Origin of the sequence: Kitasatospora sp. NPDC094019 (genome assembly GCF_044764505.1) — a bacterium.
Taxonomy (GTDB): Bacteria; Actinomycetota; Actinomycetes; order Streptomycetales; family Streptomycetaceae; genus Kitasatospora.
The window spans coordinates 187,772-208,828 of sequence record NZ_JBIWIF010000001.1; the positions used below are offsets into that span (position 1 = coordinate 187,772).

Annotated in this window: 16 protein-coding genes and 2 CRISPR repeat arrays; of the genes, 8 read left to right on the forward strand and 8 right to left on the reverse strand. The window is 72.7% G+C overall.

Translation table 11 applies throughout. From position 1 onward, the window contains the following. Positions 1-109 precede the first annotated feature (109 nt). Together ACIQ9P_RS00895 and ACIQ9P_RS00900 are read right to left on the reverse strand one after the other, a co-directional pair. Complete coding sequence (locus tag ACIQ9P_RS00895; RefSeq protein WP_402347577.1) at positions 110-1,015, reverse strand: phosphotransferase; 906 nt, start codon at positions 1,013-1,015, stop codon at positions 110-112. Between the two features lie 167 nt (positions 1,016-1,182). Next, positions 1,183-1,455: direct repeats of the CRISPR family, unit length 29 nt; unit sequence GGGACCATCCCCGCGTGCGCGGGGAGCAG. A gap of 191 nt (positions 1,456-1,646) precedes the next feature. Next, entirely contained in the window at positions 1,647-2,399 is a 753-nt protein-coding gene (locus tag ACIQ9P_RS00900; RefSeq protein WP_402347580.1) for a dienelactone hydrolase family protein, read from the reverse strand. Positions 2,400-2,565: 166 nt separating this feature from the next. Here ACIQ9P_RS00900 and ACIQ9P_RS00905 point away from each other — a divergent pair, with 166 nt between their 5' ends. Further along, positions 2,566-3,462, forward strand: a complete 897-nt coding sequence (locus ACIQ9P_RS00905) for a helix-turn-helix transcriptional regulator (protein WP_402347583.1) — start codon at positions 2,566-2,568, stop codon at positions 3,460-3,462. Between the two features lie 80 nt (positions 3,463-3,542). Here ACIQ9P_RS00905 and ACIQ9P_RS00910 read toward each other — a convergent pair whose 3' ends face one another. The 3 genes from ACIQ9P_RS00910 to ACIQ9P_RS00920 all read right to left on the reverse strand — a co-directional run bounded on the left by ACIQ9P_RS00910 (position 3,543) and on the right by ACIQ9P_RS00920 (position 9,484). Beyond that, complete coding sequence (locus ACIQ9P_RS00910) at positions 3,543-5,252, reverse strand: serine/threonine-protein kinase (RefSeq protein WP_402347586.1); 1,710 nt, start codon at positions 5,250-5,252, stop codon at positions 3,543-3,545. Positions 5,253-5,317: 65 nt separating this feature from the next. Next, positions 5,318-6,943, reverse strand: coding sequence for a serine/threonine-protein kinase (locus ACIQ9P_RS00915; protein ID WP_402347589.1), 1,626 nt, complete (start codon positions 6,941-6,943; stop codon positions 5,318-5,320). 157 nt (positions 6,944-7,100) lie between these two features. Continuing rightward, a CRISPR array of direct repeats spans positions 7,101-7,981; the repeat unit is 28 nt; unit sequence GGACCATCCCCGCGTGTGCGGGGAGCAG. 186 nt (positions 7,982-8,167) lie between these two features. Next, positions 8,168-9,484, reverse strand: coding sequence for a LuxR C-terminal-related transcriptional regulator (locus ACIQ9P_RS00920; RefSeq protein WP_402347592.1), 1,317 nt, complete (start codon positions 9,482-9,484; stop codon positions 8,168-8,170). A 164-nt stretch (positions 9,485-9,648) separates the two neighbouring features. Between ACIQ9P_RS00920 and ACIQ9P_RS00925 the strand changes: the two genes are divergently transcribed. From ACIQ9P_RS00925 to ACIQ9P_RS00940, 4 genes are all read left to right on the forward strand, one after another. Further along, positions 9,649-9,957 (forward strand): hypothetical protein, encoded by a 309-nt coding sequence (locus ACIQ9P_RS00925; protein ID WP_402347595.1) that lies wholly within the window; start codon positions 9,649-9,651, stop codon positions 9,955-9,957. Between the two features lie 218 nt (positions 9,958-10,175). After that, positions 10,176-10,430, forward strand: coding sequence for a hypothetical protein (locus tag ACIQ9P_RS00930; RefSeq protein ID WP_402347598.1), 255 nt, complete (start codon positions 10,176-10,178; stop codon positions 10,428-10,430). A 93-nt stretch (positions 10,431-10,523) separates the two neighbouring features. After that, complete coding sequence (locus ACIQ9P_RS00935) at positions 10,524-11,459, forward strand: Crystal protein ET79 (RefSeq protein ID WP_402347601.1); 936 nt, start codon at positions 10,524-10,526, stop codon at positions 11,457-11,459. A gap of 49 nt (positions 11,460-11,508) precedes the next feature. After that, positions 11,509-12,384 carry a ribosome-inactivating family protein gene (locus ACIQ9P_RS00940; RefSeq protein ID WP_360013158.1) on the forward strand — a complete coding sequence of 292 codons (876 nt, stop codon included), beginning with the start codon at positions 11,509-11,511 and terminating at the stop codon, positions 12,382-12,384. A 76-nt stretch (positions 12,385-12,460) separates the two neighbouring features. On the opposite strand, the gene ACIQ9P_RS00945 is transcribed toward ACIQ9P_RS00940, so the two are convergent. Next, positions 12,461-14,011 (reverse strand): putative Ig domain-containing protein, encoded by a 1,551-nt coding sequence (locus ACIQ9P_RS00945; RefSeq protein ID WP_402347605.1) that lies wholly within the window; start codon positions 14,009-14,011, stop codon positions 12,461-12,463. A gap of 273 nt (positions 14,012-14,284) precedes the next feature. Between ACIQ9P_RS00945 and ACIQ9P_RS00950 the strand changes: the two genes are divergently transcribed. After that, positions 14,285-14,851 carry a Uma2 family endonuclease gene (locus tag ACIQ9P_RS00950; protein WP_402347608.1) on the forward strand — a complete coding sequence of 189 codons (567 nt, stop codon included), beginning with the start codon at positions 14,285-14,287 and terminating at the stop codon, positions 14,849-14,851. 47 nt (positions 14,852-14,898) lie between these two features. Here the strand turns inward: ACIQ9P_RS00950 and ACIQ9P_RS00955 are convergent, their stop codons facing one another. Next, the gene (locus tag ACIQ9P_RS00955) at positions 14,899-15,708 is read right to left on the reverse strand and encodes a hypothetical protein (protein ID WP_402347610.1); all 810 of its coding nucleotides are present in this window, start codon (positions 15,706-15,708) and stop codon (positions 14,899-14,901) included. Between the two features lie 293 nt (positions 15,709-16,001). Further along, entirely contained in the window at positions 16,002-17,003 is a 1,002-nt protein-coding gene (locus ACIQ9P_RS00960; RefSeq protein ID WP_402347613.1) for a hypothetical protein, read from the reverse strand. A gap of 150 nt (positions 17,004-17,153) precedes the next feature. Here ACIQ9P_RS00960 and ACIQ9P_RS00965 point away from each other — a divergent pair, with 150 nt between their 5' ends. Both ACIQ9P_RS00965 and ACIQ9P_RS00970 read left to right on the forward strand, forming a co-directional pair. Beyond that, complete coding sequence (locus ACIQ9P_RS00965; protein ID WP_402347617.1) at positions 17,154-18,278, forward strand: alpha/beta hydrolase; 1,125 nt, start codon at positions 17,154-17,156, stop codon at positions 18,276-18,278. Positions 18,279-18,469: 191 nt separating this feature from the next. Continuing rightward, positions 18,470-21,019: an ArnT family glycosyltransferase gene (locus tag ACIQ9P_RS00970; RefSeq protein WP_402347620.1), complete on the forward strand. Its 2,550-nt coding sequence runs from the start codon at positions 18,470-18,472 to the stop codon at positions 21,017-21,019. The last annotated feature ends 38 nt before the right edge of the window (positions 21,020-21,057 follow it).

The window sequence follows — 21,057 nt, forward strand, 5'->3', positions numbered from 1 at the left end:
GGCGACCGGCCAGGAGGCCGAGGCAGGTCCGGCCGAACAACCGCCGGTCGCCCCTCTCGTCCGTCCGGGTGTGGTCCAGCAGGCAGTCGCGGACCGGGCCGGCACCGGCCTACCGGTGTTCGGCGGCGAACCGGTCCAAGGCGGGGAAGGCGCCGGTGTCGATCGCGCCACCCGACTCGTACTGATCGAGTCCCCTCGCGAAAAGGGCCCGGCGGTACTGCCACTTGATGTACTTGTCCTGCCGTGCGGGATCGGTGGGCCGCATACGGGCGAGGAAGAAGAAGCACTTGACGAGCAGGAAGTCGCCCAGGTGCTCGCTCACCGGAAGGCCGATCAGGGCCGCGGCGGTCTCGTCGAGGGCGTCGAGGTAGGCGGCGCGCTGTTCCGGGGTGATCCTGTAACTCCCCTGGCCGCGGCCCCTGAACGCAACGATGTCGAGCGCGGGACAGACGTCGTAGCCGAGTGGGACCGGTCCGTGGTGCTGCCAGTCGATGACCCCGCCCCGCAGGACGTTGGGCAGACCGTAGTCCAGATGCCCGTGCACCATCGGGAGCCGGGCCAACCGGTCCAGGGCGCGCTCCACCGCCTCATGGACGCGCGGAGTTTCGAAGTCCGGGTTCTCCTCGAAGACTTCGGCGGCGAAGGCCGCCTTCCCGAACCAGGGCGTCGCCGGCAAGGGATGTCTCGCCTGAGCGCGCAGGAGGCACGAAGCCACGGCGGACGCCGCACTGAGCGTCCCGGAGCTGATCTGCCCGTCTCGGCGGACATCGGCCAGCGCCTCCTCGTGAAGCGAGGAGGCGCCGAGGGAACGCTCGACGACGAAGTGCTCTCCGTCCTCCCACCCGGTGCCGACGATCTCCGGCACCGGGTAACCCGACCCTGCGGCAAGCTGCTGGAACTCGCCCTCCGCCCGCAGATCCTCCCCGCCGGTCCGCTTGTAGAGCAGGCCGTCGGTCGACCGCCACACCGCGCCTTCGGTGGCGGTTCTGGCCTTCACGAACTCCCAGTAGCTCATCCGTCGATCTTTCCTCGGGGACGAGTTGGGGCGGGGACGGTGTGGCCGTGTCCTGCGGGGATGGGCCACCGGCCTCAAGCCTGACCTGCTGGCACACTGGCTTTGGTGGGACGCGTCTCACCCTTCCTCACTACTGAGTCGAGTTCATGAGGCCGGAGCCCGAAGGAGCAGCCATCCCTGCATGCGCGGGGAGCAGATCAACTCATCTTGACGAATCTGGCGTGCACCGGGACCATCCCCGCGTGCGCGGGGAGCAGGGCACCGGCAAGACGAGTCTGGTCGAGGCCGCGGGACCATCCCCGCGTGCGCGGGGAGCAGGAGCAGATCGCCAAGACCCAGGGATCGGGCGTGGGAGCATCCCCGCGTGCGCGGGGAGCAGTAGGTCGACTCGGCGAGCGCGCCGATGTACTGGGGACCATCCCCGCGTGCGCGGGGAGCAGAGTTCGTGACCTGCGGGTTCAGGCGGCGAGGGAGCCGAAGTTCGCAACTTCTTGAGATTCGGACATCTGGCACATCTCCGTCACCAACTGGAAGCGCAGGATCAACTGAAGCCTATGCCACCCAACTCACCCACCGCAGGCTGACGTTGCGAGGCCCGGCCGGGCCGGGCCGGGCCGGGCCAACGCACCCCTCACGCCGCCGGTGCGCCCACCTCGACGCCCGTGAAGGCGAGCAGGCGGTGCCACGCGTCCGTGCAGGCGTCGCTCCAGTCCTCGGCGGTGTCGTCGAAGAACGAGTGCGGCGCGCCCTCGTAGACCTTCAGTTCATACTCCTTCCCGGCCCGGTCGAGGCCGTCCGTGAAGGCCGCGAACTCCTCGCGCGTCGTCACCACGTCCTCGCCCGCCAGCAGCATCAGCAGGGGTGCCGTCAGCTGCTCCGTCCGGTCGCCGAAGAAGCGCGGCACCCCGTAGAAGCCCGCCGCCCCGGCCAGGCCGAGGCCGGTGGCGGCGAGGCGCCAGGAGTAGGAGCCGCCGAGGCAGAAGCCGACGCCGTACACCGGGTCGCCGCCGCTCCGTTCCCGCAGCTTGTCCAGGGCCGCGGCGGCGTCGGTCTCGACGTGGGCGGGCTCCAGCAGCGGCATGTGCGTGGCCCAGTCGAAGTCGGCGTCCCGTCGGGACGGGCCGGCCGAGCGGCCGTAGAAGTCGAAGGCCAGGACGTGGAACCCGGCCTCGGCGAAGCGTCGGGCGAGGTCCTCGTAGAACGGGTGCAGGCCGCGGCGGTCGGGCAGCAGGAGGATGCTGCGGCCGTTGGGGACGGTCGGGGCGGCGTGGAAGGCGTGGAAGCGGTTGCCGTCGGCCGCGGTGATCTCCAGCCGGCCCTCCTCCGCCACGGTGCCGGTGACGAAGGGGGCGGCGGGCGGGCGGCTGTCGGTGGGGTGGCACATGGGGTGTCCCTGGGGATGTGAGGCGGTGCGGGAGCCGGTGCGGCTCCCTCGAACACGTCCCAGCCTGTCCGGGTCGCGCCCGGCCGCCCAGGCCCCACTGTTACGGGTACTGGCAGGGCCACCCTGGACACCGGCCCGACCCGTCCGGCCGGTCATACTGGCCCGCATGGACGATCACGACGGTTTCGGGGAGTTCCTCCAGGCCCGCCGGGCGCTGGTCACTCCGGAGAGCGCCGGGCTGCGCGGCGGTGGGCGGCGCCGGGTGCCGGGTCTGCGGCGCGAGGAGTTGGCGCAGTTGGCGGGGATCAGCGTGGAGTACTACCAGCGGCTGGAGCAGGGCCGGGCCCGGCATCCGTCCGACGAGGTGCTCGACGCCCTGGCCGAGGCCCTCCGGCTGGACCGGGTGGAGCGCGAGCACCTGCACCTCCTCGCCCGACCGGGTCAGCGGCGGGCGCGTGCGGCCGCCCCGAAGTCCGCCGCGACGTCCGCCGCGACGGGGCCGGTGACCGTCCGCCCGGAGCTGGTGCGGATGCTGGCGCAGGTGCGGGTCCCGGCGATGGTGCTGAGCGACCGCCTGGACGTCCTCGCCCTGAACCCGGTGGCGAAGCGGCTGTTCGTCCATGGCGCGGCCGCCGCGCCGGGCAGTTGGAACCTGGCCGTGTTCCTGTTCCTCGACCCGGTGGCCCGGGAGTTCTACGTCGAGTGGGACCGGCTCGCCGCCGACACCGTCGGCCAGCTCCGCGCCACCGCCGGCCGCCATCCCGAGGACCGTCGGCTCGCCGGGCTGATCGACCGGTTGCGGGCGGAGAGCGACACCTTCCACCGGCTCTGGTCCCGCGCGGACGTCGAGGTCCGCACCCACGGCACCAAGAGCTTCCGCCACCCGGCCGTGGGAACGCTCACCTTCACCTACGAGACGCTGGACCTCTCCGGCCCGGAACGCCAGCGGCTGGTGACCCTCACCCCGGTCCCGGACGGGCCGACCGAGGCCGCCCTGCACCTCCTCACCACCTGGGCCACCGACTCCGCGGTCCCGCCCGCGCGCCAGACCCAGGACGCCTGAGCCGCGCGCCGACGCCTGAGCCGCGCGCCGACGGCCGAGCCGCACAGGGAGGCCCGGCCCGCGTACGGGGAAGCCGCCGCTCAGTGGGGCATCGCCGCCAGCGCCGCGCGCGCGACCTCGGCCGCCTGCGCCTCGCAGCGCTCCGCCGGGTGGTCCGGCCCGCCGAGGCCCACCCAGAGCCAGACGTTGCCGTCCCGGACGGCGAGGACACAGCTCTGGCCCTGGCCGGGCGCGTCCCAGAACGCCTTGTCCCCCACGCCGATCCCGGGGGCCTTCCGCTTGCCCTCGGCGAAGTCGTCGAAGTCCTTCCGCTGCACCCGGGTGCCGTTGTCACTGCCGGAGGTGCGCCGGATCTTCCAGGTGACGTCGGCGGCGGCGGTCTGCTCCCAGTAACGGGCGCCGTCCGCCGCCAGGTACGAGCCGTACCAGGCGCACCGGGTCTCGGCATAGGTGGTCTGCTCGAAGTAACCGTCCTGCTCCGTCCGGCGCTGCTCGGCGGGCAGCGGCAGTTGGGGAGCCGCTTCCGAACAGATCGGCGCCTTCAGGTACTTGTCCGGAGCGGCCGGGCCGGCGCCCGCTCCCCCGCCGTCCGGATCGTGCAGCAGCAGATATCCGCCGCCACCGATCCCGGCCAGCGCGACGACGGCAGCGGCCACCAGGGCGGCCGTCCGCCGGGGACTCCGGCGAACCCGGGTCGGTGCCGACGTGACATCGGCGTCGGCGGCGGCGGCGCCGTCGGCGGAACCTCCGGTGGCCGAACCACCGACCGGCCCCGCACCCGCACCCGCACCCGCACCCGCACCCGCACCCGGCGCAGCGTCCAGGACGGCGCCCAGCGCGGTCGGTTCGGGCCGACCAGTGGCCGCCACGGGCGCTCCGGCGCGCAGCACCAGAGTGCGGCCCGGGTCGGCCAGCAGCCGGTCGACCTCCTCCCGCTGCGCGGTGATCATCGCGTGCACCGTGTCCGGCCACCGCCGGACGGACGGGGCGACCGGGCCGAGGAGTTCTAGCAGCCGGGCCGGAGTCGGCCGGGCAGTCGGGTCCTTGACCAGGCAGGCTTCCAGGAACGGACGTGTGGCCGGCGCGACGCCGCTCAGGTCCGGCTCGCCGTGCACCACGTTGTAGAGGGTGCGCAGGGCGGACGCCCCCTCGAAGGGGCTGCGTCCGCTCAGGGCCAGCGCCAGCAGGGAGGCGAGCGAGAACACGTCGCTCGCCGGGGTCAGCGCCCGTCCCTCCGCCTGCTCGGGGGACATGAACGCGGGTGAACCGATCACCCCGCCGGTGCGGGTGAGTTCGGCGTCCTCCTCGGCCGCCCGGGCGATCCCGAAGTCGATCACCCGCACGCCGTCCTCGGCGAGCAGGACGTTCCCCGGCTTGAGGTCACGGTGGATCAGCCCCGCCCGGTGGATCTCCACCAGGGCCGTCGCCAGGCCGACCGCCAACCCGTGCACGGCGTCCGAGGGCAGCGGACCGCCGGACTCCACCGCGTCCGCCAGTGACGGGCCGACCACGAACACCGAGGCCAGCCAGGGCGTCACCGCCTCCACGTCGGCGTCCATCACGGCCGCCGTGTAGGCGCCGGACACCCGGCCGGAGGCGGCGACCTCGCGCCGGAACCTGGCCCGGAACGCGGCATCGGCGGCGAACCGCTCGTGCACCTGCTTGACCGCCACCAACCGCCCGTCCGGGCCCGCCCCCAGCAGTACCCGGCCCATCCCGCCGCGGCCGAGTTCGGCCAGCACCCGGTACGGGCCGACCTCGGCCGGATCGGACTCCCGGCGCGGCCGCATCGAGGGGCCTGAGGCATTCGAGGGCCCGGAGGCGTTCGAGGGCCCTGAAGCGTTCCAGGAGCCCGTCACTTGAAGGCCGGGGTGGTGGCGGACATGTCCGGGGACGGCCCGTTCACGGTCACGTACTGCGCCAACTGCACAGCCGACGCGGCGAGCGCCCTGGTCGTCTCCTCGCACTGCCCCTTCGGATAACCGGCGCCCTTCAACAGGACGAACACGAACAGGTTGACGTCCCGGACGTAGAGCACGCAGTTGCCGTCGTCCAGGTACTTCGCCGGAAGCCAGAACACCTCCTCCGCGTAGCCGGGGTCCGCCACCCGCGTGTGACCGCCGACGTAGAGGCCCTCGTAGTGCTCCTTCGCCCGCGCGGCGCCGCTCACACCGCCGGGGACGCTCGGGTGGACGTCCCAGACGATGCTGATCTGGTCACCGCTGCGGGAGTTCCACTCGCAGGACTTCTCCGGGTACTTCCCGTACGTGTCCTGGGCCTCCCAGGTCCCGGGATTGCCCCACGGCAACGAGAACTCCGCCGGCGCGGTCACCCGGCGGGCGTCCACGCAGGTCGGCACCGCCGGCGCGTACTTGTCCTTGACCTGCGCGAGCGGGACGTTCCCGGGCGTGGGCACCGCCTCCGGGAACACCGACTCCAGGTCCACCACCCCGGTGGCGACCAGCCCGCCCGCCACCCCGGCGAGCGCCAGCACCACCGCAACCACCGTCAACGCGATCCGCGCGCCGCGTCGGCGTCGACGAACGGGCCGTACGGGCTGTACGGGCTGTACGGGCGCGGACTGTGTGGGCCGTACGGGCGCGGGCGGCGCGGACCGCGTGGGCTCCGACTCGACTCCGAACGGCACCCCGCCCCGCAACAGCCGCTCCACCTGCGCCCGTTGCACCGCGAGCAGGCCGTGCACCGCCTCGGGCCACGGCCGGGCCGCGGGCTCGATCCGCCCCACCGCCGCCAGCACCTCCTGCGGGGTCGGCCGGGCCGCCGGGTCCTTCGCCAGGCACGCCGCGACCAACGGCCGCAGTCCCGACGGCACCCCGCTCAGCTCCGGTTCGGCGTGCAGGACGGCGAACAGGATCCGCGGCAACGACTCCCCGCCGAAGGCCGGACGACCGGCGCAGGCGACCGCGAGCGTCGCACCGAGGGAGAACACGTCGCTGGCGGGCGTCAGTTCACGGCCCTCCACCTGTTCGGGGGACATGAAGCCGGGCGAACCGATCATCGCGCCAGTACGGGTCAGCTTGGTGTCCTGCCCCTCCGCCGCCCGGGCGATCCCGAAATCGATCACCCGCACGCCGTCCTCGGCGAGCAGCACATTGGACGGCTTGAGGTCACGGTGGATCAACCCGGCCCCGTGCACGTCGATCAGTGCCTGCGCCAACCCGGCTGCCAACCGCCGCGCCGACTCCTCCGGCAGCACCCCGACCGCCCGCAACGCCTCGTTCAACGCCGGCCCCAGCACGAACTGCGAGGCCAGCCAAGGCGTCTCGGCGTCCGGATCGGCGGCGATCACCGCCGCCGTGTACGCACCCGAGACCCGCCGCGAGGCCGCCACCTCCCGCCGGAAGCGCACCCGGAACCCGTCGTCCCCGGCGAACTCGGCGTGCACCTGCTTCACCGCCGCCGCCCGCCCGTCCGGCCCGACCCCCAGCAGCACCCGGCCCATCCCACCCTGCCCGAGCACCGCCAACACCCTGAACGGCCCGACCTGCGCAGGCCCGTACGGCCCTAGACCCTCCACCTTGACATGCCCCCCGCCGTCAGCATGCGACGGATCATACCGACGCCCCTGACCACCACCACGACCCCCCTCGTCCAACCCCGTCCGACAGAGCAGCGCATGCCGATCCCCGCGTGTGCGGGGAGCAGGGTGTAGAGCGTTCCCACCGCCGCCGCCCTTCAGGATCATCCCCGCGCGTGCGGGGAGCAGGCCGTCGTCGGCCCCAGCCTGAAGGCGGGCCAGGGACCATCCCCGCGTGTGCGGGGAGCAGGCACGGGTCGGCGGATCGGAGCGCTACCCCGAGGGACCATCCCCGCAGTGCGGGGAGCAGCTTGTCCTTCTTGGCCGGGGTGGTCTTGCACTCGGGACCATCCCAGCGTGTGCGGGGAGCAGCTAGAGCACGGGGCGAATTGCGATATCCCGTCGGGACCATCCCCGCGGTGCGGGGAGCAGGCTACGGCTCCCTGATCGCACGGCCGTGTGCCGGGACCATCCCCGCGTGTGCGGGGAGCAGTTGATCGGCTGTGCGGCCGACGTCAGCCCGACGGGACCATCCCCGCATGTGCGGGGAGCAGTCGGTGATCGTTTCGAGGAAGTCGTCCGCCTTGGGACCATCCCCGCGTGTGCGGGGAGCAGAGGCCGAAGCCCTTGTAGTTCGCGATCGCCGCGGGACCATCCCCGCGTGTGCGGGGAGCAGCCCCGGATCTCGATCACCGGATGCGCGGCTTCGGGACCATCCCCGCGTGTGCGGGGAGCAGTCTTGAAGCCGAGCGTCCTGGCGTCACGGGCTGGGACCATCCCCGCGTGTGCGGGGAGCAGGATTTGCCACCCACCGTCGACGACCTGCCAGAGGGACCATCCCCGCGTGTGCGGGGAGCAGCCATGGCGGCCTTGAACGCATCGGCGGGCACGGGGACCATCCCCGCGTGTGCGGGGAGCAGTGCCGCCATGACCCGGACGCGGGCGCGGATCCGGGACCATCCCCGCGTGTGCGGGGAGCAGAGTTCGTGACCTGCGGGTCTATCCAGCGTCAGGGTGGAATCCTGCAACTTCTACAGATTCAGTCATTTCGGACTCTCTGCTGCGAATCGCATCGTGGCGCCCCAGCAGACTACCGGCAGCAGCCCCGGACGGTAAGCGCGAGCCTCCATCGGGGCTCGTAGGGGTCGTGAACCCGGCCCGATCGCATTACGTGACGGTGTCGGTCGGTTTCGTGACGGCGTCCGGTGCGCGGTCCCTGCCCCGGGCGCGGTAGGCGCGGGAGCGGCAGCGGGAGGAGCAGTAGGTGGGCGGCCGGCCGTTCGGGCGCTGCTGCTGGACGAGCGAGGTGCCGCAGGCGGGGCAGCGGGCCTCGGAACCGGATTCGGCGTCGGGCTCGGGCCCGTCCGACTCGGGCTCGGCCCGGGAAGGCGACGGTGACGGCGACGACGGAACCGGGTGGGCAGTCAGGCCCCGGCGCTCGGCGATGACGCCGGCCTGGAACCGGCTGTGCGCCCCGAGCACCTCCAGGATCTCGGAGACGTGCCGTCGGCAGGTGCGCAGCGAGATCCCGAGCCGGCGCGCGATCGACTCGTCCTTGAGGCCCTTGGAGAGCAGGACCAGGATGCTCTGCTTGACGGTCACGGCGATGTCGTGCGCGGCCTGCGGTCCGGTCGCGAAGGGGGTGGCGTTCTCCCAGTCGCGCGCGAAGACGTCGAGCAGGTAGGCCAGCAGGTCGGGTTCGCGGATGACCAGCGCACCGCCGGAACGGGCGGGCAGCAGGGCCAGCGCCCCGTCCACGATGATCATCTGGGGCAGCACCTCGGGCAGGGTGCGGATCTCGGCGCCCGCGCCGATGAGCTGCTCCGCGTGCACCCGGGTCGGCTGGTCGAAGCGGGTGGCGTGCTGGTAGAGGCTGCGCATCCGGACGCCCCGGCCGAGCAGGGCCAGGTCGCGGGGCAGTGCCTCGCGCAGGGCGGCGGGCGGGAAGGCGCCGCCGTGCTTGGAGACCAGCACCTCGCTGCGGCAGGAGTCGATGACGTCGCAGAGCAGGGCGCGGACGACGAACTTGTCCGGCAGGTGGTCGATGGTGCCCTGAGGGAAGGCGTGCTGGCGTGCCTGGAGGTAGACGGGCACCAGCGCCGCCAGGCCGTCCCGTTCCTGCTGGATGCGACGGCGCTGGGCACGCAGCGCCTCCTCCTGGGCGCGGAGGGCGGTGTCGCGGTCCGACAGCAGTTGCGCGGTGGCGGCCTGGGGGCTGACCGGCTGCCAGCCGCCGGGAACGTCGGGAGCGCCAGGTCCACCGGGAACGCCGGGGACGGGCTGCAGGAGGCAGGCTTCGGTGAGGGCCGCGAGCGCCCGCCGACAGTCCGTCTCGTCCATCCCCGTCTCGACGGCCGCCTGCGCCAGGGTGTCCGGGGTGAGTCGCCCGTGCACGACCGTCCAGCGGTAGAGCGTGACGGCCGCGCTGTCCACGCCGGGGATCGCGGCCGCGGCGTCCGCCGCCGTTTCGGTCTCGGCTTCCATCGCATGCCTCCTAAAAGTGCCTGGCAGGCTCATGATCCCTGGTGAACGGTGACCGGACCATCCGCCGACTGGCAGGGTGGTGACCACGGCCGGGGCGGTGCTCCACAGGGTGGCGGAGCACCGGCCGGCATCGGACCGAGGGCTATTTCACGGGAGTTGACGTCATGCGCGGAATCGTGGTGCGGACAGTGGTCGCGGTGGTGCTGGGGACCGGCGCGTGGTGGGGCGGCTCGACCGCCGCCCTCGCGGCCGACGCCGGCCCCGGACCGGCGGTCGTCGCCGCTTCCGCCGACGGCCACGGCACCAGGCCCGGCACCCCCGGAAGCGCCAGCAGCACCGGCAGCACCCGCGACCTCGGCGACCTGCTGGACCTCGACGGCCGGGGCGACCACCACGGCGGTCGCTCCGACTGGCAGTGCTCCGTGACGACCGCCTGGGGCGACTCCTGGTGCCCCCGCAAGCCGCTCGACTAGAGCCGCCCGGGAGACCGGGTGAGGGGGCGACGGGTGCCATCCGTCGCCGGTTGGGTGGATGCGGGCCCGACCCCGGTCTCGGCGCCGACCAGGCGCACAGGCTCCCGGCACAGCACAGCACAGCACAGCACAGCACAGCACAGCACAGCACACACCACCAGCACGCCTCCGGGAGCCCAGGACGACGGCCCCGGACAGCGTCCGACGAGAGGAACACCATGACCTTCGGCATGCGCGCGATCCCGGTCCGCAGACTGGCCGCCACCCTGGGCGCGACCGTCGCCCTCCTCGCGGTCGCCACCGGCGTCGCGAGCGCACAGACGAACGACTACCGGGTCTACGGCGGCCACTACGGCACCTACGCCCAGTGCAACCAGGCCGGTTCGCTCAGCGTCGCACTGGGCCTGTACAGCCGCTTCGAGTGCAACCCGAACAACACCGGCAGCAGCTTCGACCTCTGGTACGTCGAGTGACCGCAGCAGTCCACGCCCGCTGACCCGACGGCCGCCCCCGGCCACCCCTCCCCCTCCAGGCCCCTCCCCCCATCCTCGAAGGGATTACTTGTCATGCCCACGCTCTCAAGCTCCACCCGCTGGGCCGCCTCGGCCGCCCTGCTCACCACCCTCCTCGGCGGCGCGGCCGCCCTCGCCCCGGCCGCCCAGGCCGCACCCACGCCCAGCAGCCTCACGGCCGCCCCCTCGCCCGACACCGTCACGACCGCCCCCGCCACCGGCGCCGTCACCGTCCAGGAGGCCGCCCGCAGCACCGGCGTCTCCTTCCGCAACAGCACCCAGCAGCAGCTGCAGCGCACCGACTCCGGTCTCTCCCACGGCTGCTGGTCCCGCGACGGCCTGCCGCAGGACGCCATCGCCAAGACCGTCACCGCCTCCTGGAAGAGCGAGTCCTGCGGCTTCGCCACCGGCACCGAGGGCTACACCGTCTACCGCTTCGCGAGCGACTGGAACCAGACGGTGACCCTCCGCTGGAACAACCCCTACTCCGGCCGCAACTCCTACAGCTGCGACGCCCCCGCGGGCTACCAGTGCAGCTGGTCGGGCGGCAGCGGCAACAACGCCAACGTGGCCTTCACCCTCACCGGCGGCCCCTCCGCCTTCTCGGCGAAGACCGCCTCCGACTCCGACCTGACCGCTGCCGTCACCCCCGTCCGCAGCGTCAAGGTCAACGTCAACAACTACTCCGGCGCCCTGCTCGGCCGGATCGGCGCCGGCCTGGACGGCGGCATCTGGACCGGCAACAGCCTGCCCCCGTCGGCCATCAACAACGGCGACCGGGCCCGCTGGCAGAGCGAGTCCGAAGGGTTCGCCACCGGCACCGCCGGCAGTGCCGAGTACCTGCTCTCCGGCGGCGGCAAGGTCACCTTCCGCTGGAGCAACCCCTTCGCCGGCTCCAACAGCTACAGCTGCGAGGTCCCGTCCGGCCACAACTGCACCACCTCCGGCGGCGGCGGCAAGAACGCCGAAGTGACCTTCACCGTCAACTGATCCCCGGCCTCTCCGCCCTCGAAGCCCTCACCACCCGAAGGAGTTCCCCATGCGCAGGACGCTCACCGCCGCCCTCCTCTGCCTCCCCCTGCTCGCCGGCGTGGCACCCGCCGCCCAGGCCGTCGCACCGCAGCCCGGCGCCGGCCAGGTCTCGATCCTCCAGGTCCCCGTCCACACCATCAACTGGGACCTGCGGAGCGGCAACGTGGACAACCGCCGCGCCTCGTACACCCAGATGATCCGGTCGATCCACAACATCGGCCCGATCATCAGCGGCAACGGCGGCGAGGGCACGGTCTGGGAGACCCCGCGCACCAACGAGGTCATCGCCGTCAACGCCCAGTTCACGACCAACGACGGCACCCGGACGCTCACCCTCTACCTCACGGCCGACAACCTCTACCTGCGCGGCTTCTCCACCGGCAACGCCGGCGTGGTCGTCCAGTTCGCCAACGAGCCCGACGCGCCCTACGACCTGGGCCAGGCGCTGGGCCGCAACGCCATCCGGCTCCCCTTCAACGGACGCTACGGCGGAAACCACAGCCTGGAGGCATCGCAGGGCACCCGTCAGGTGTCGATCAGCCATAACAACCTGGTCGGCGCGATGAACCGGCTGTGGGGCTACGCCTCCAACGGGACCACCTACAACAACTTCCGCGAGGACCTCGTCGCCGCGATCGCCGTCGTGTCCGAGGCCAGCCGTTTCCGCAACATCGAGACGCGGGTCCGCGACGGCCTCGGCGGCAACACCCAGCTGAACGCCCAGGAGGCCGCCGAGGAGAACGACTGGGGCCGCGGCTCCGGCTACATGTACCGGGCCCGCAACAACAACACCACGCCCTCGGTCCGACTCGGCGGCATCGACCTGCGCAGCTTCGCCCAGGGCGCCACCTACATGTCGATGCTGAACAGCAACATGAACTGACCGCCACCGCCCGTGACGCGGCCCCTCGGAGTGCGCTCCGAGGGGCCGCGCCGCGTGCTCCGCTCCCGGCCCGGGGTCAGCTGGTGGCGACCGAGGTGTCGTCGATCACGAAGCTGGTCTGCAGCGAGGAGTCCTCGGTACCGGTGAACTTGACCGTCACCGACTGACCCGCGTAGGCCGACAGGTCGAGGCTGCGGAGCTGGTAGCCCGCGGCCGCGTCGGCGTTGGAGTAGGTCTTCAGGGTGGTGCCGTTGGCCTGGACCGTCAGCTTGTCGTACGCCGTGGTGCCGGACTCACCGGTGTCGATGTGCAGGTAGAAGCTCAGGGTGGCCCTGCAGCCGGTCGGCACGGTCACCGTCTGGGACAGGGTGTCGGTGTGGGTGGAGCCGTAGCCGTTCAGCCACGCCTTCCAGGTGCCGCCGTGCGGGGCCTGCGAGGCCGACTTGTCGACGACGCCGCTGGAGGTGGTCCACGGCGCGGCCGTGCCGGTCTCGAAGCCCGCGTTGCCGAGCAGCTGCGCCGGGGTGCAGGTGCCGCCACCGCCGCCGGAGACCACCCAGGTGAAGCTGGTGCTACCGGACTTGGCCGCCGCGTCCTTCGCCGTCACGGTGACGTTGTAGGTGCCCGCCGTGCTCGCGGTGCCGCTGATGACACCGGTGGAGGCGTTGATCGACAGACCGGCCGGCAGGCCCGTCGCCGAGTAGGTGTACGGGGTCGTACCGCCGCTCGCCGTGATCCGGACGTTCGCCGATCCGCCCACCGTCGTGGACTGGTCGCCCGGGTTCGCGACCGAGACGGAGCCGCTGCCCGCGGGCTTCGTCAGCAGGCAGCCGCTGACGTTGAGGTCGATGACCCGGCCGTTGCCCAGGCAGGTGGTGAACCAGTAGGTCTCCTGGCCGTAGCTCTGGCCCTGGTGCACCGTGGTGGTGCCGTCGGCGGCGACCTCGCACGGGTTGTTGAGGGTACACATCTGGCCGTCGTCGTTGCCGGTGTTGTTGATGCCGACGACCTTGCGGGTGGCGGCGTCGACGATCGGCGAACCCGAGGTCCCGTGCGTGGTGTTGCAGCCGGAGCTGTAGCGGATCGAGTCGCGCCAGCTCCAGGCGTCCTCGCGCAGGTCGGTGAAGCCGTTGACGGAGCAGTTCCAGGTCTGCTTCCAGTAGGACGACGGTATGTACATCGCCGAACCGTCGACCGGGTGGGTGTCGTTGATGGTCAGCGCGGTGGCACCGAACTTCGAGGTGATCGACCCGAAGGTGTCGGTGAGCTGGTACAGCGCGACGTCCGTGCCGGTCATCGTCGCGTACAGCACCTTGTCGGCCTGCACGGTACCCAGCGAGCCACCGGAGGCGTTGAGCAGGGTGCCGCTGCGGCTGGCGGTCTGGTTCTGGATGACCTGGCCGGCGGGCGGCATGGTCGGCAGGCAGTGGCCGTTGGTGAGCATCAGGGCCCGGTCGGTGTCGACCGACGAGGGGTAACGCACCAGCGAGGCCGAGCAGTTGCTCAGCGCGATGGTGGACGCCAGGTCACCGGCCTGTACCGCCTGCGCGGGGGCGACTGCCACCGAGGTGAGGACCCCGGCGATGACAGCGCTCGCGGCGGACGCGGCGGCGAGTCTCTTGAGCATGGCTCTCCTTGTGGGGGATGCGGGGCGTACGACCGGTTGCGGACGCCCGCGCCGCACGAAAGTGCCATGGTCACCTCAATCGGTCAACCGATCGGGCAGAAGTCACATGCGCGAATCCGCCCGAGCCACCATCAACCGGCCACCCGCGAGTCCTGGACGAATGTGCGCCGGGCACCGCAATGCTCCGACCCCGGGCGGGCACGCCGCCCTACGCTGTCCACGGCCGCGGACGGTCCGACGACCGGCCGCGCCGGGAAGGGAAAGGAGCGGAACGTGAACGCTGCGCAGGCAGAGCCCAGCGACTACAGCCAGGTCCCCGACCCCGAGCACGCCCTGAAGTACGCCATTCGCCACATCGCGGGCGAGCGGGCCGAGATCGTCGAAGGAGTCATCACACCGGTCGCGTCGTCCTGGGCCCACGAGAGCGCCGTCGACCTGATCCGGGAACAGATCGGACCTCGCCTCCGGGAGCTGGGGCTCCGGGCCGGATCGGGAAACCTGGACCTCCCCGGAACGGAGAACTTCTACGTCCCGGACCTCGCCGTGGTGCCGGCCGGACTCGCCAGGACCGAGGGGGCACTGGTGCCGGACCAGACCCTCCTGGTGGTCGAGGTGACCTCCCCCTCCAGCGCGGAGACGGACCGGACGGCGAAGCGGCGCCGCTACTCGCAGTACGGGGCCCCGGTCCATCTCCTGGTGGACCGTCATGAGCGGACGTGCACGCTTTTCTCCCGGCCGGGACAACTCGGGTACACGCTCGTCGAGGGGCCGCACCCGTTCGGGGCGGAGGTACGGCTCCCGGAGCCGCTGGACGTCGTGCTGGACACGACCGACTTCTGACGGCGCCGAGGACCCCGACGGCCTGATCGCCCTTGCCGGAGCGGGAGTCAGTGCAGATCGAGGACCGAGCGGGTGGAGAGGCAGTCGACGAGGTCCTCGCCGTCCTCGCCGTAGACGAAGGCCGCGAGGTCGGGATGGCGGTTGGCGGTTGCCAGCGGGAGCCAGGACAGGAAGGTGCCGTAGCCGCCGCAGACGGACTCGCCACCGTCGCCGCCGTGGATCAGGCCGGGCTCGGCGGTGATCTCGGAGCGGTAGGTGTCGTGCGCGATGAGCAGGCCGAAGGCGTTCGGCCCCGCGTGCGGGCCGGTGTCGTCGCCGTACGGGAGGCGGTCGAGCGGGCACTCGTCGCCCCAGCGGAAGAGGGTGCGGGCGCCGGCTCCGCAGGCGTGCTCCCACTCGTCGGACGTCGGCAGCCGCAGGCCCTCGCGGGCGAGGACGGCCGGCATGTCGGCGGGCACCTCCTCGATCGGCTCGTCCTCGACCGCCATCAGCAGGGTCGGCACGGTGACCGTCCGGCGCGGACTGAGCACCCGGGCGAGGTGGGCGCGCGGGTCCGCGTCACCGAAGCCCTGATCGGCGCTCTCCTCCCGGTAGCCGGCGAGGAGTTCGGCGGACGGCCGCCAGGCCGCCACGTCGTAGCCGACGGCGACCCGCCCGCCGGGTATCAGCGCGAACATCCGCCCGCCCCGCTCGACCAGCACCCGGTGCAGCGGCGCCCCCAGGTGCTCGACCGTCTCGACGCGCTCCAGCCGCCCGCCCGCGCCGTCGGCGGCCTGGGCGGCGATCCGGGTGGCGGCGGCGAGGTCGAGCCGGCGCCAGGCGGCGAAGGTGAGGGCGGCGAGCGGTTCGGGTGCCATGGCGGGAGTGTGGCATGGGCCACTGACAATTGACTGGGAGCGGACCGCGCCCGAATCCCGCCGTCAGCGGACCCGGACCCGGACCCCGACGCCGCGCCGGGGTCTCCCGGGCAGCGGGGGCCCGGCCGCCGGGCAGCGAAGGGCCGTCCCCCCGGGCATCCGATCGCGCTGCCGCCGTTCCGGGGGTGCGGGTCGGACCGGGCCGGAACGCGGTCGGGCCCGGTCCGGACACCGGACCGGGCCCGCGCGCAGGCCAGGGCCGGGCACTACGGCCGCCCGGCCCCGACCGCGCGCTACGGCTGCGGGAAGTTCTGCTCGTCCACGTCGCTGGTCTTCGCGTTGCCGCCGACCTTGGCGGTCAGCGTGATCGACCAGATCGAGTAGGTCTTGCCGGTCTCGAACTCCATCGTCTCGTCGAACTTGGTGTAGCTGCAGTCCTGGGTGAACATCTTCAGCGTCGGGTCCCAGTCGATGCCGTCGGAGAAGAACACGTCGTAGGTGCCGTCCTCGATGCCCTTGATCGACGCCTTCTTGCCCTTGCCGACGTACAGCGAGTGGACGGCCTTGCCGGTCTTGGAGAGCGTGACGACGGAGTCGGTGCTGCCCTCCGCGTTGTCGATGTTCAGCTCGCCCTCGCCGCGCAGCTTGCCCTTGGTGACGAAGGCGCCGTTGTCCAGGCTCCGGGTCTGCGGCTGCGGGGTCTGCGGGACGGCGAAGTTGGTGGTGTAGCCGGCCGCGGTCATCTCGGCGAGGGCGCCGGGGACGGCCTTGAGGCCCTCCGAGAGACCGACCTGGGCGAAGGCGGAGCCGGTGGTGCAGTAGGTCTTCGCCTTGATGTCCGTCCGGATCTTGGTCAGGTCCGTGGCGAGCTGCGAGAACGCCGTCACCAGTTGGCGCTTGGTGGTGCCGACGGCGACCGGGGTGTCGCTCAGCCCGAGACCGCTGCTGGCGGAGTTGGCGGCGCCGGCCGCCTCCTGGAGCGCGGCCATGAAGCCGGTCAGGTCGGCGGCGGGGTTGATCTTGCCGAGCGCGGTGCCGACCGGGTCGACGTAGCCGGCCAGGACCGGCCCGTACGGCGTCGGGGTCGGCGTGGGTGTCGGCGTATAGGTGGGCGCGGGCAGCGCGCTGAAGCCGTCCGACGGACTCGACGCCGCCGAACTGCCGCCGCTGCCGCCCGATCCGCCGCTGCTGCCCCCGGAGCAGGCAGCCAGCAGCATCGCGGCGCCGACCGCCGTGCCGACCTTGATGAAGGACCTCATGGCGTTCCCCCGGATGTTCTCTCGGTGCTCTCTCATGCACACTCCGTGCAGTCTGCTCGTCCCCGCCGACATGATCCCGACCCGACAAGAGGCGGTCAACAGGGCGCACTTGCAGCGCGTCGAAGCGTATATGGGGAGCATAAAGGGGCGCGCGGAGGGTCGGGGCGGGTCAACTACGATCGACGGGTGCTCAGCCTCACGGGATTCCCGCTCCAGATCATCGCCGCCGTGCTCGCGGTCGGCGTCTTCGCCGCCACCATGTGGCTCTGGCCGAGGTTCGGCGGACACGGCTGGAAGGCGTGGACCGGGCGGATCGGCGCCTTCCTCGCCACCCAGCTCGCGGTGCTCGTCGCGATGGGACTGATCGCCAACGGCTACTTCGGCTTCTACAGCTCCTGGAGCGACCTGCTCGGCACCAACGGCAAGCCCGGCACGGTCGTCGACCACCAGCCGAACGCGGCCTCCACCCTCTCCGTCACCGGGGAGAAGAACATGTACTCCGCGCAGGGATCGGCCCGCGACCGCTCCGGACTGATCCAGGAGGTCTCGGTCCGCGGGACGCAGAGCGGCCTGAGCAGCGACGCCTTCGTCTACCTGCCGCCGCAGTACTTCCAGCCCGAGTACGCGCAGAGCAGGTTCCCGATGGCCCTGGTGCTGGCCGGGTACCCGGGCTCGGCGGAGAAGCTCATCACGCTGATGCAGTACCCCGCCTCCGCCCTCACCGCCATCGAGGAGAAGAAGCTGCCGCCGACCGTCCTGGTGCTGATGCGCCCGACCCTGGTCGGCAACCGCGACACCGAGTGCATGGACGTCCCCGGCGGGCCGCAGGTCGAGACCTTCTTCACCAGCGACCTGCCCAAGGCGATGTCCTCCGGCTACCGGATCGGCACCGACCCGGGCAGCCGGGCCGTGATCGGCAACTCCACCGGCGGCTACTGTGCCCTCAAGTTCGCGCTGCGCAAGCCGGACGCGTACCGGTCCGCGATCTCGCTCTCCGGCTACTACACCGCGCCGATCGACGAGACCACCGGCGACCTGTTCGCCGGCAACGACCGGCTGAAGCAGGAGAACGACCTGGTCTGGCGACTGCGGAACAAGCCCGCCGAGCCGGTCGCGCTGCTGCTCGCCACCAGCTACGACGAGAACAACTACGAGGGCACCCAGGCCATGGTCGGCTCGTTCAAGGCACCGACCAAGCTGTCCACCATCACCCTGGACACCGGCGGTCACAACTTCCACACCTGGACCAGGGAGATCCCGCCCGCGCTGGAGTGGCTCGGCAAGCACCTGACGGTGCCCCAGCCCGCGTAGCGGCGCCCCGGACGGCGCGGCAGCATCCCTACGGCGCGGCGGCATCCCTCGGCGTAGCGGCGCCCCGACGGCGCGACGGCACCCCGAACGGCGCAACCGCACCACTCCTCCGAGCAGGGAGGACGAGGATCACAGACGGCTCATACCCGCGTCTCACCGTTCTCTCAGCCGGGCGCCCGAGCGTAGCGCCCATGACCACGACCAGCCTCACCCCGCCGGCCGGCGAGCCCTGGCCGGAGGCCGGGGACTTCCCGCCCCCGCTGCTGCCGCCCGCCTCCGCGCCGGAGGGGGCGGCACCCGGGCGGCCCGCCCACCCGCCGCTGTTCCCGGAGTTCCCGCTGCCGCCCACCGGTCCCAAGGGCCCGGCGTCCTGGTCCGGACGGCTGCGCACCCTCCCCGCCCGGACCTGGCAAGGCCGCCCGGAGGACCCGCGCTGGGTCCGGCCCTCGCTGCTCGCCCTGCTGGCGGCCACCGCCGTCCTCTACCTCTGGGGCCTGTCCGCCTCCGGCTGGGCCAACTCCTTCTACTCCGCCGCCGCCCAGGCGGGCAGCCGGAGCTGGAAAGCCTTCTTCTACGGCTCCTCGGACGCCGGGAACTTCATCACCGTCGACAAGCCCCCGCTGGCCCTGTGGCCGATGGCGCTCTCGGCCCGGGTGTTCGGGCTCTCCTCCTGGTCGGTGCTGGCCCCGCAGGCGCTGATGGCCGTCGGCACCGTCGGCGCCCTGTACGCGACGGTGCGGCGGCGCTTCTCGCCGCTCGCCGGGCTGCTGGCCGGTCTGGCCTTCGCGCTGACACCGGTGGCGGCGCTGATGTTCCGCTTCAACAACCCGGACGCGCTGCTGGTCCTGCTGCTGACCCTGGCCGCCTACGGGCTGGTGCGGGCGATCGAGGCCGCGGGCACCCGGTGGCTGGTGTTCACCGGGGTGATGCTCGGGCTGGCGTTCCTCACCAAGACCCTCCAGGCGTTCCTGGTCCTGCCCGCCTTCGCACTGCTCTACCTGGCGGTGGCGCCGACCGGGCTGTGGCGGCGGGTCCGGCAACTGCTGGCCGGCGGCCTGGCGATGGTGGTCGCGGGCGGCTGGTGGGTCGCGATCGTCGAACTGGTGCCGGCGTCGGCGCGCCCCTACATCGGCGGCTCGCAGGACAACAGCTTCCTGTCCCTCACCTTCGGCTACAACGGCCTGGGGCGGCTCAACGGCGACGAGACCGGCAGCGTCGGCGGCGGTGGCCGGGGCCGGCTCCCGGTCGGGGCCGAGGCGATCCTCGGCAACGGCCCCGGCGGTGCGACCGCCGGCGGGCCGCCCGGCGGTGCGCGCGGCGGTGGCGGCTGGGGCGAGACCGGCCTCACCCGGCTGTTCGACGGCGACATCGGCGGGCAGATCGCCTGGCTGCTGCCCGCCGCGCTGGTCCTGCTGCTGCTCGGCCTGTGGGCCACCCGGCGGCACGCGCGGACGGACACCGCCCGCGCGGCGTTCCTGCTCTGGGGCGGCTGGCTCCTGTGCACCGCGCTGACCTTCAGCTTCATGTCCGGGATCTTCCACCAGTACTACACGGTGGCGCTGGCCCCGGCGGTGGCCGCGCTGGTCGGCATGGGCGTGGACGGCCTCTGGCGGGCCCGGCACCGGCTGCCGTACGCGGCGGTGCTGGCCGCGACGCTCGCCGGGACGGCGGTGTGGGCGTACGTGCTGCTCGGACGGAGCTCCGACTTCCTGCCGTGGCTGCGGCCGACGGTGCTGGCCGGCGGGCTGCTCGCGGCGGTGGCACTGCTGGTGGCCGGTCCGCTGGGGGCCCGGCTCGCGTCCGCCGCCCCCGGCGGTCCTGCGACGGATGCCCCGGCCGACGCCCCGGCCGACGGGCGCGCCGGGGCACGGCGGCTTGCCGGGCGGGTGACCGCCGTGGCGGGCCTGGTGGGCGCGGCGGCGGCGCTGGGCGGCCCGGCGGCGTACGCCGTGGAGACGGTCAACACCGCGCACCAGGGCTCGATCGTGCTGGCCGGGCCCTCGGTCGCGGGCGGCTTCGGCCCCGGCGGCATGCGCGGGCGCGGCGCGGGCGGCGGTGCGCCGGGACTGTGGCTCAACGGCCGGATGGTGACGCCTCCTCAGAACGGCGGCCAGGGCATGGGCCAGGGCGGTGGCCAGGGCGGGAACCAGACCGTCCCCGGCTTCCCGCAGCAGGACGGCGGCCGGGGCACCGGCCGGGTCCCGAACGGCGACGGCGGCGGCGCCCAGGGCCCCTACACCGGCTTCGGCGGTCAGGGCGGCCCCGGCGGCTTCGGCGGTCAGGGCGGTCAGGGCGGCCCCGGCGGGATGAACGGGCTGCTGAACGGCGCCCGGGTGAGCGAGGAGGCGGCCGCCCTGCTGAAGCAGGACGCCGACCGCTACCGCTGGGCCGGCGCGACCTCCGGTTCGCAGAACGCGGCCAGCTACCAACTCGCCTCCGACGTCCCGGTGATGGCCCTCGGTGGCTTCAACAGCAGCGACCCGTCGCTCAGCCTGAGCGCCTTCCAGCAGTACGTGAAGGAAGGCAAGGTGCACTGGTTCATCGGCGGCGAGTCGCGCCGCACCGGCGGCGGTTCGGCCGAGGCGGCGGGAGCGAACGGCATGACCACCATGACCGGCCCCGGCGGCGGGTCCTCGGACTCGATGACCTCGCAGATCGAGGAGTGGGTGGCGAGCCACTACACCGCCCGCACGGTCGGCGGGTCGACCTTCTACGACCTGACGCAGCCGCCGAGTTCCTGACCCGGCAGCCCCCCGACGGACGGGGCGTCCTCCCGGAC

Coding starts and splice junctions, on each gene's coding strand:
- ACIQ9P_RS00955 (WP_402347610.1), bottom strand. CDS start 15,708: ATGGCACCCGAACCGCTCGCCGCCCTCACCTTCGCCGCCTGGCGCCGG.
- ACIQ9P_RS00940 (WP_360013158.1), top strand. CDS start 11,509: ATGCGCAGGACGCTCACCGCCGCCCTCCTCTGCCTCCCCCTGCTCGCC.
- ACIQ9P_RS00895 (WP_402347577.1), bottom strand. CDS start 1,015: ATGAGCTACTGGGAGTTCGTGAAGGCCAGAACCGCCACCGAAGGCGCG.
- ACIQ9P_RS00905 (WP_402347583.1), top strand. CDS start 2,566: ATGGACGATCACGACGGTTTCGGGGAGTTCCTCCAGGCCCGCCGGGCG.
- ACIQ9P_RS00920 (WP_402347592.1), bottom strand. CDS start 9,484: ATGGAAGCCGAGACCGAAACGGCGGCGGACGCCGCGGCCGCGATCCCC.
- ACIQ9P_RS00945 (WP_402347605.1), bottom strand. CDS start 14,011: ATGCTCAAGAGACTCGCCGCCGCGTCCGCCGCGAGCGCTGTCATCGCC.
- ACIQ9P_RS00970 (WP_402347620.1), top strand. CDS start 18,470: ATGACCACGACCAGCCTCACCCCGCCGGCCGGCGAGCCCTGGCCGGAG.
- ACIQ9P_RS00910 (WP_402347586.1), bottom strand. CDS start 5,252: ATGCGGCCGCGCCGGGAGTCCGATCCGGCCGAGGTCGGCCCGTACCGG.
- ACIQ9P_RS00900 (WP_402347580.1), bottom strand. CDS start 2,399: ATGTGCCACCCCACCGACAGCCGCCCGCCCGCCGCCCCCTTCGTCACC.
- ACIQ9P_RS00935 (WP_402347601.1), top strand. CDS start 10,524: ATGCCCACGCTCTCAAGCTCCACCCGCTGGGCCGCCTCGGCCGCCCTG.
- ACIQ9P_RS00925 (WP_402347595.1), top strand. CDS start 9,649: ATGCGCGGAATCGTGGTGCGGACAGTGGTCGCGGTGGTGCTGGGGACC.
- ACIQ9P_RS00960 (WP_402347613.1), bottom strand. CDS start 17,003: ATGAGAGAGCACCGAGAGAACATCCGGGGGAACGCCATGAGGTCCTTC.
- ACIQ9P_RS00930 (WP_402347598.1), top strand. CDS start 10,176: ATGACCTTCGGCATGCGCGCGATCCCGGTCCGCAGACTGGCCGCCACC.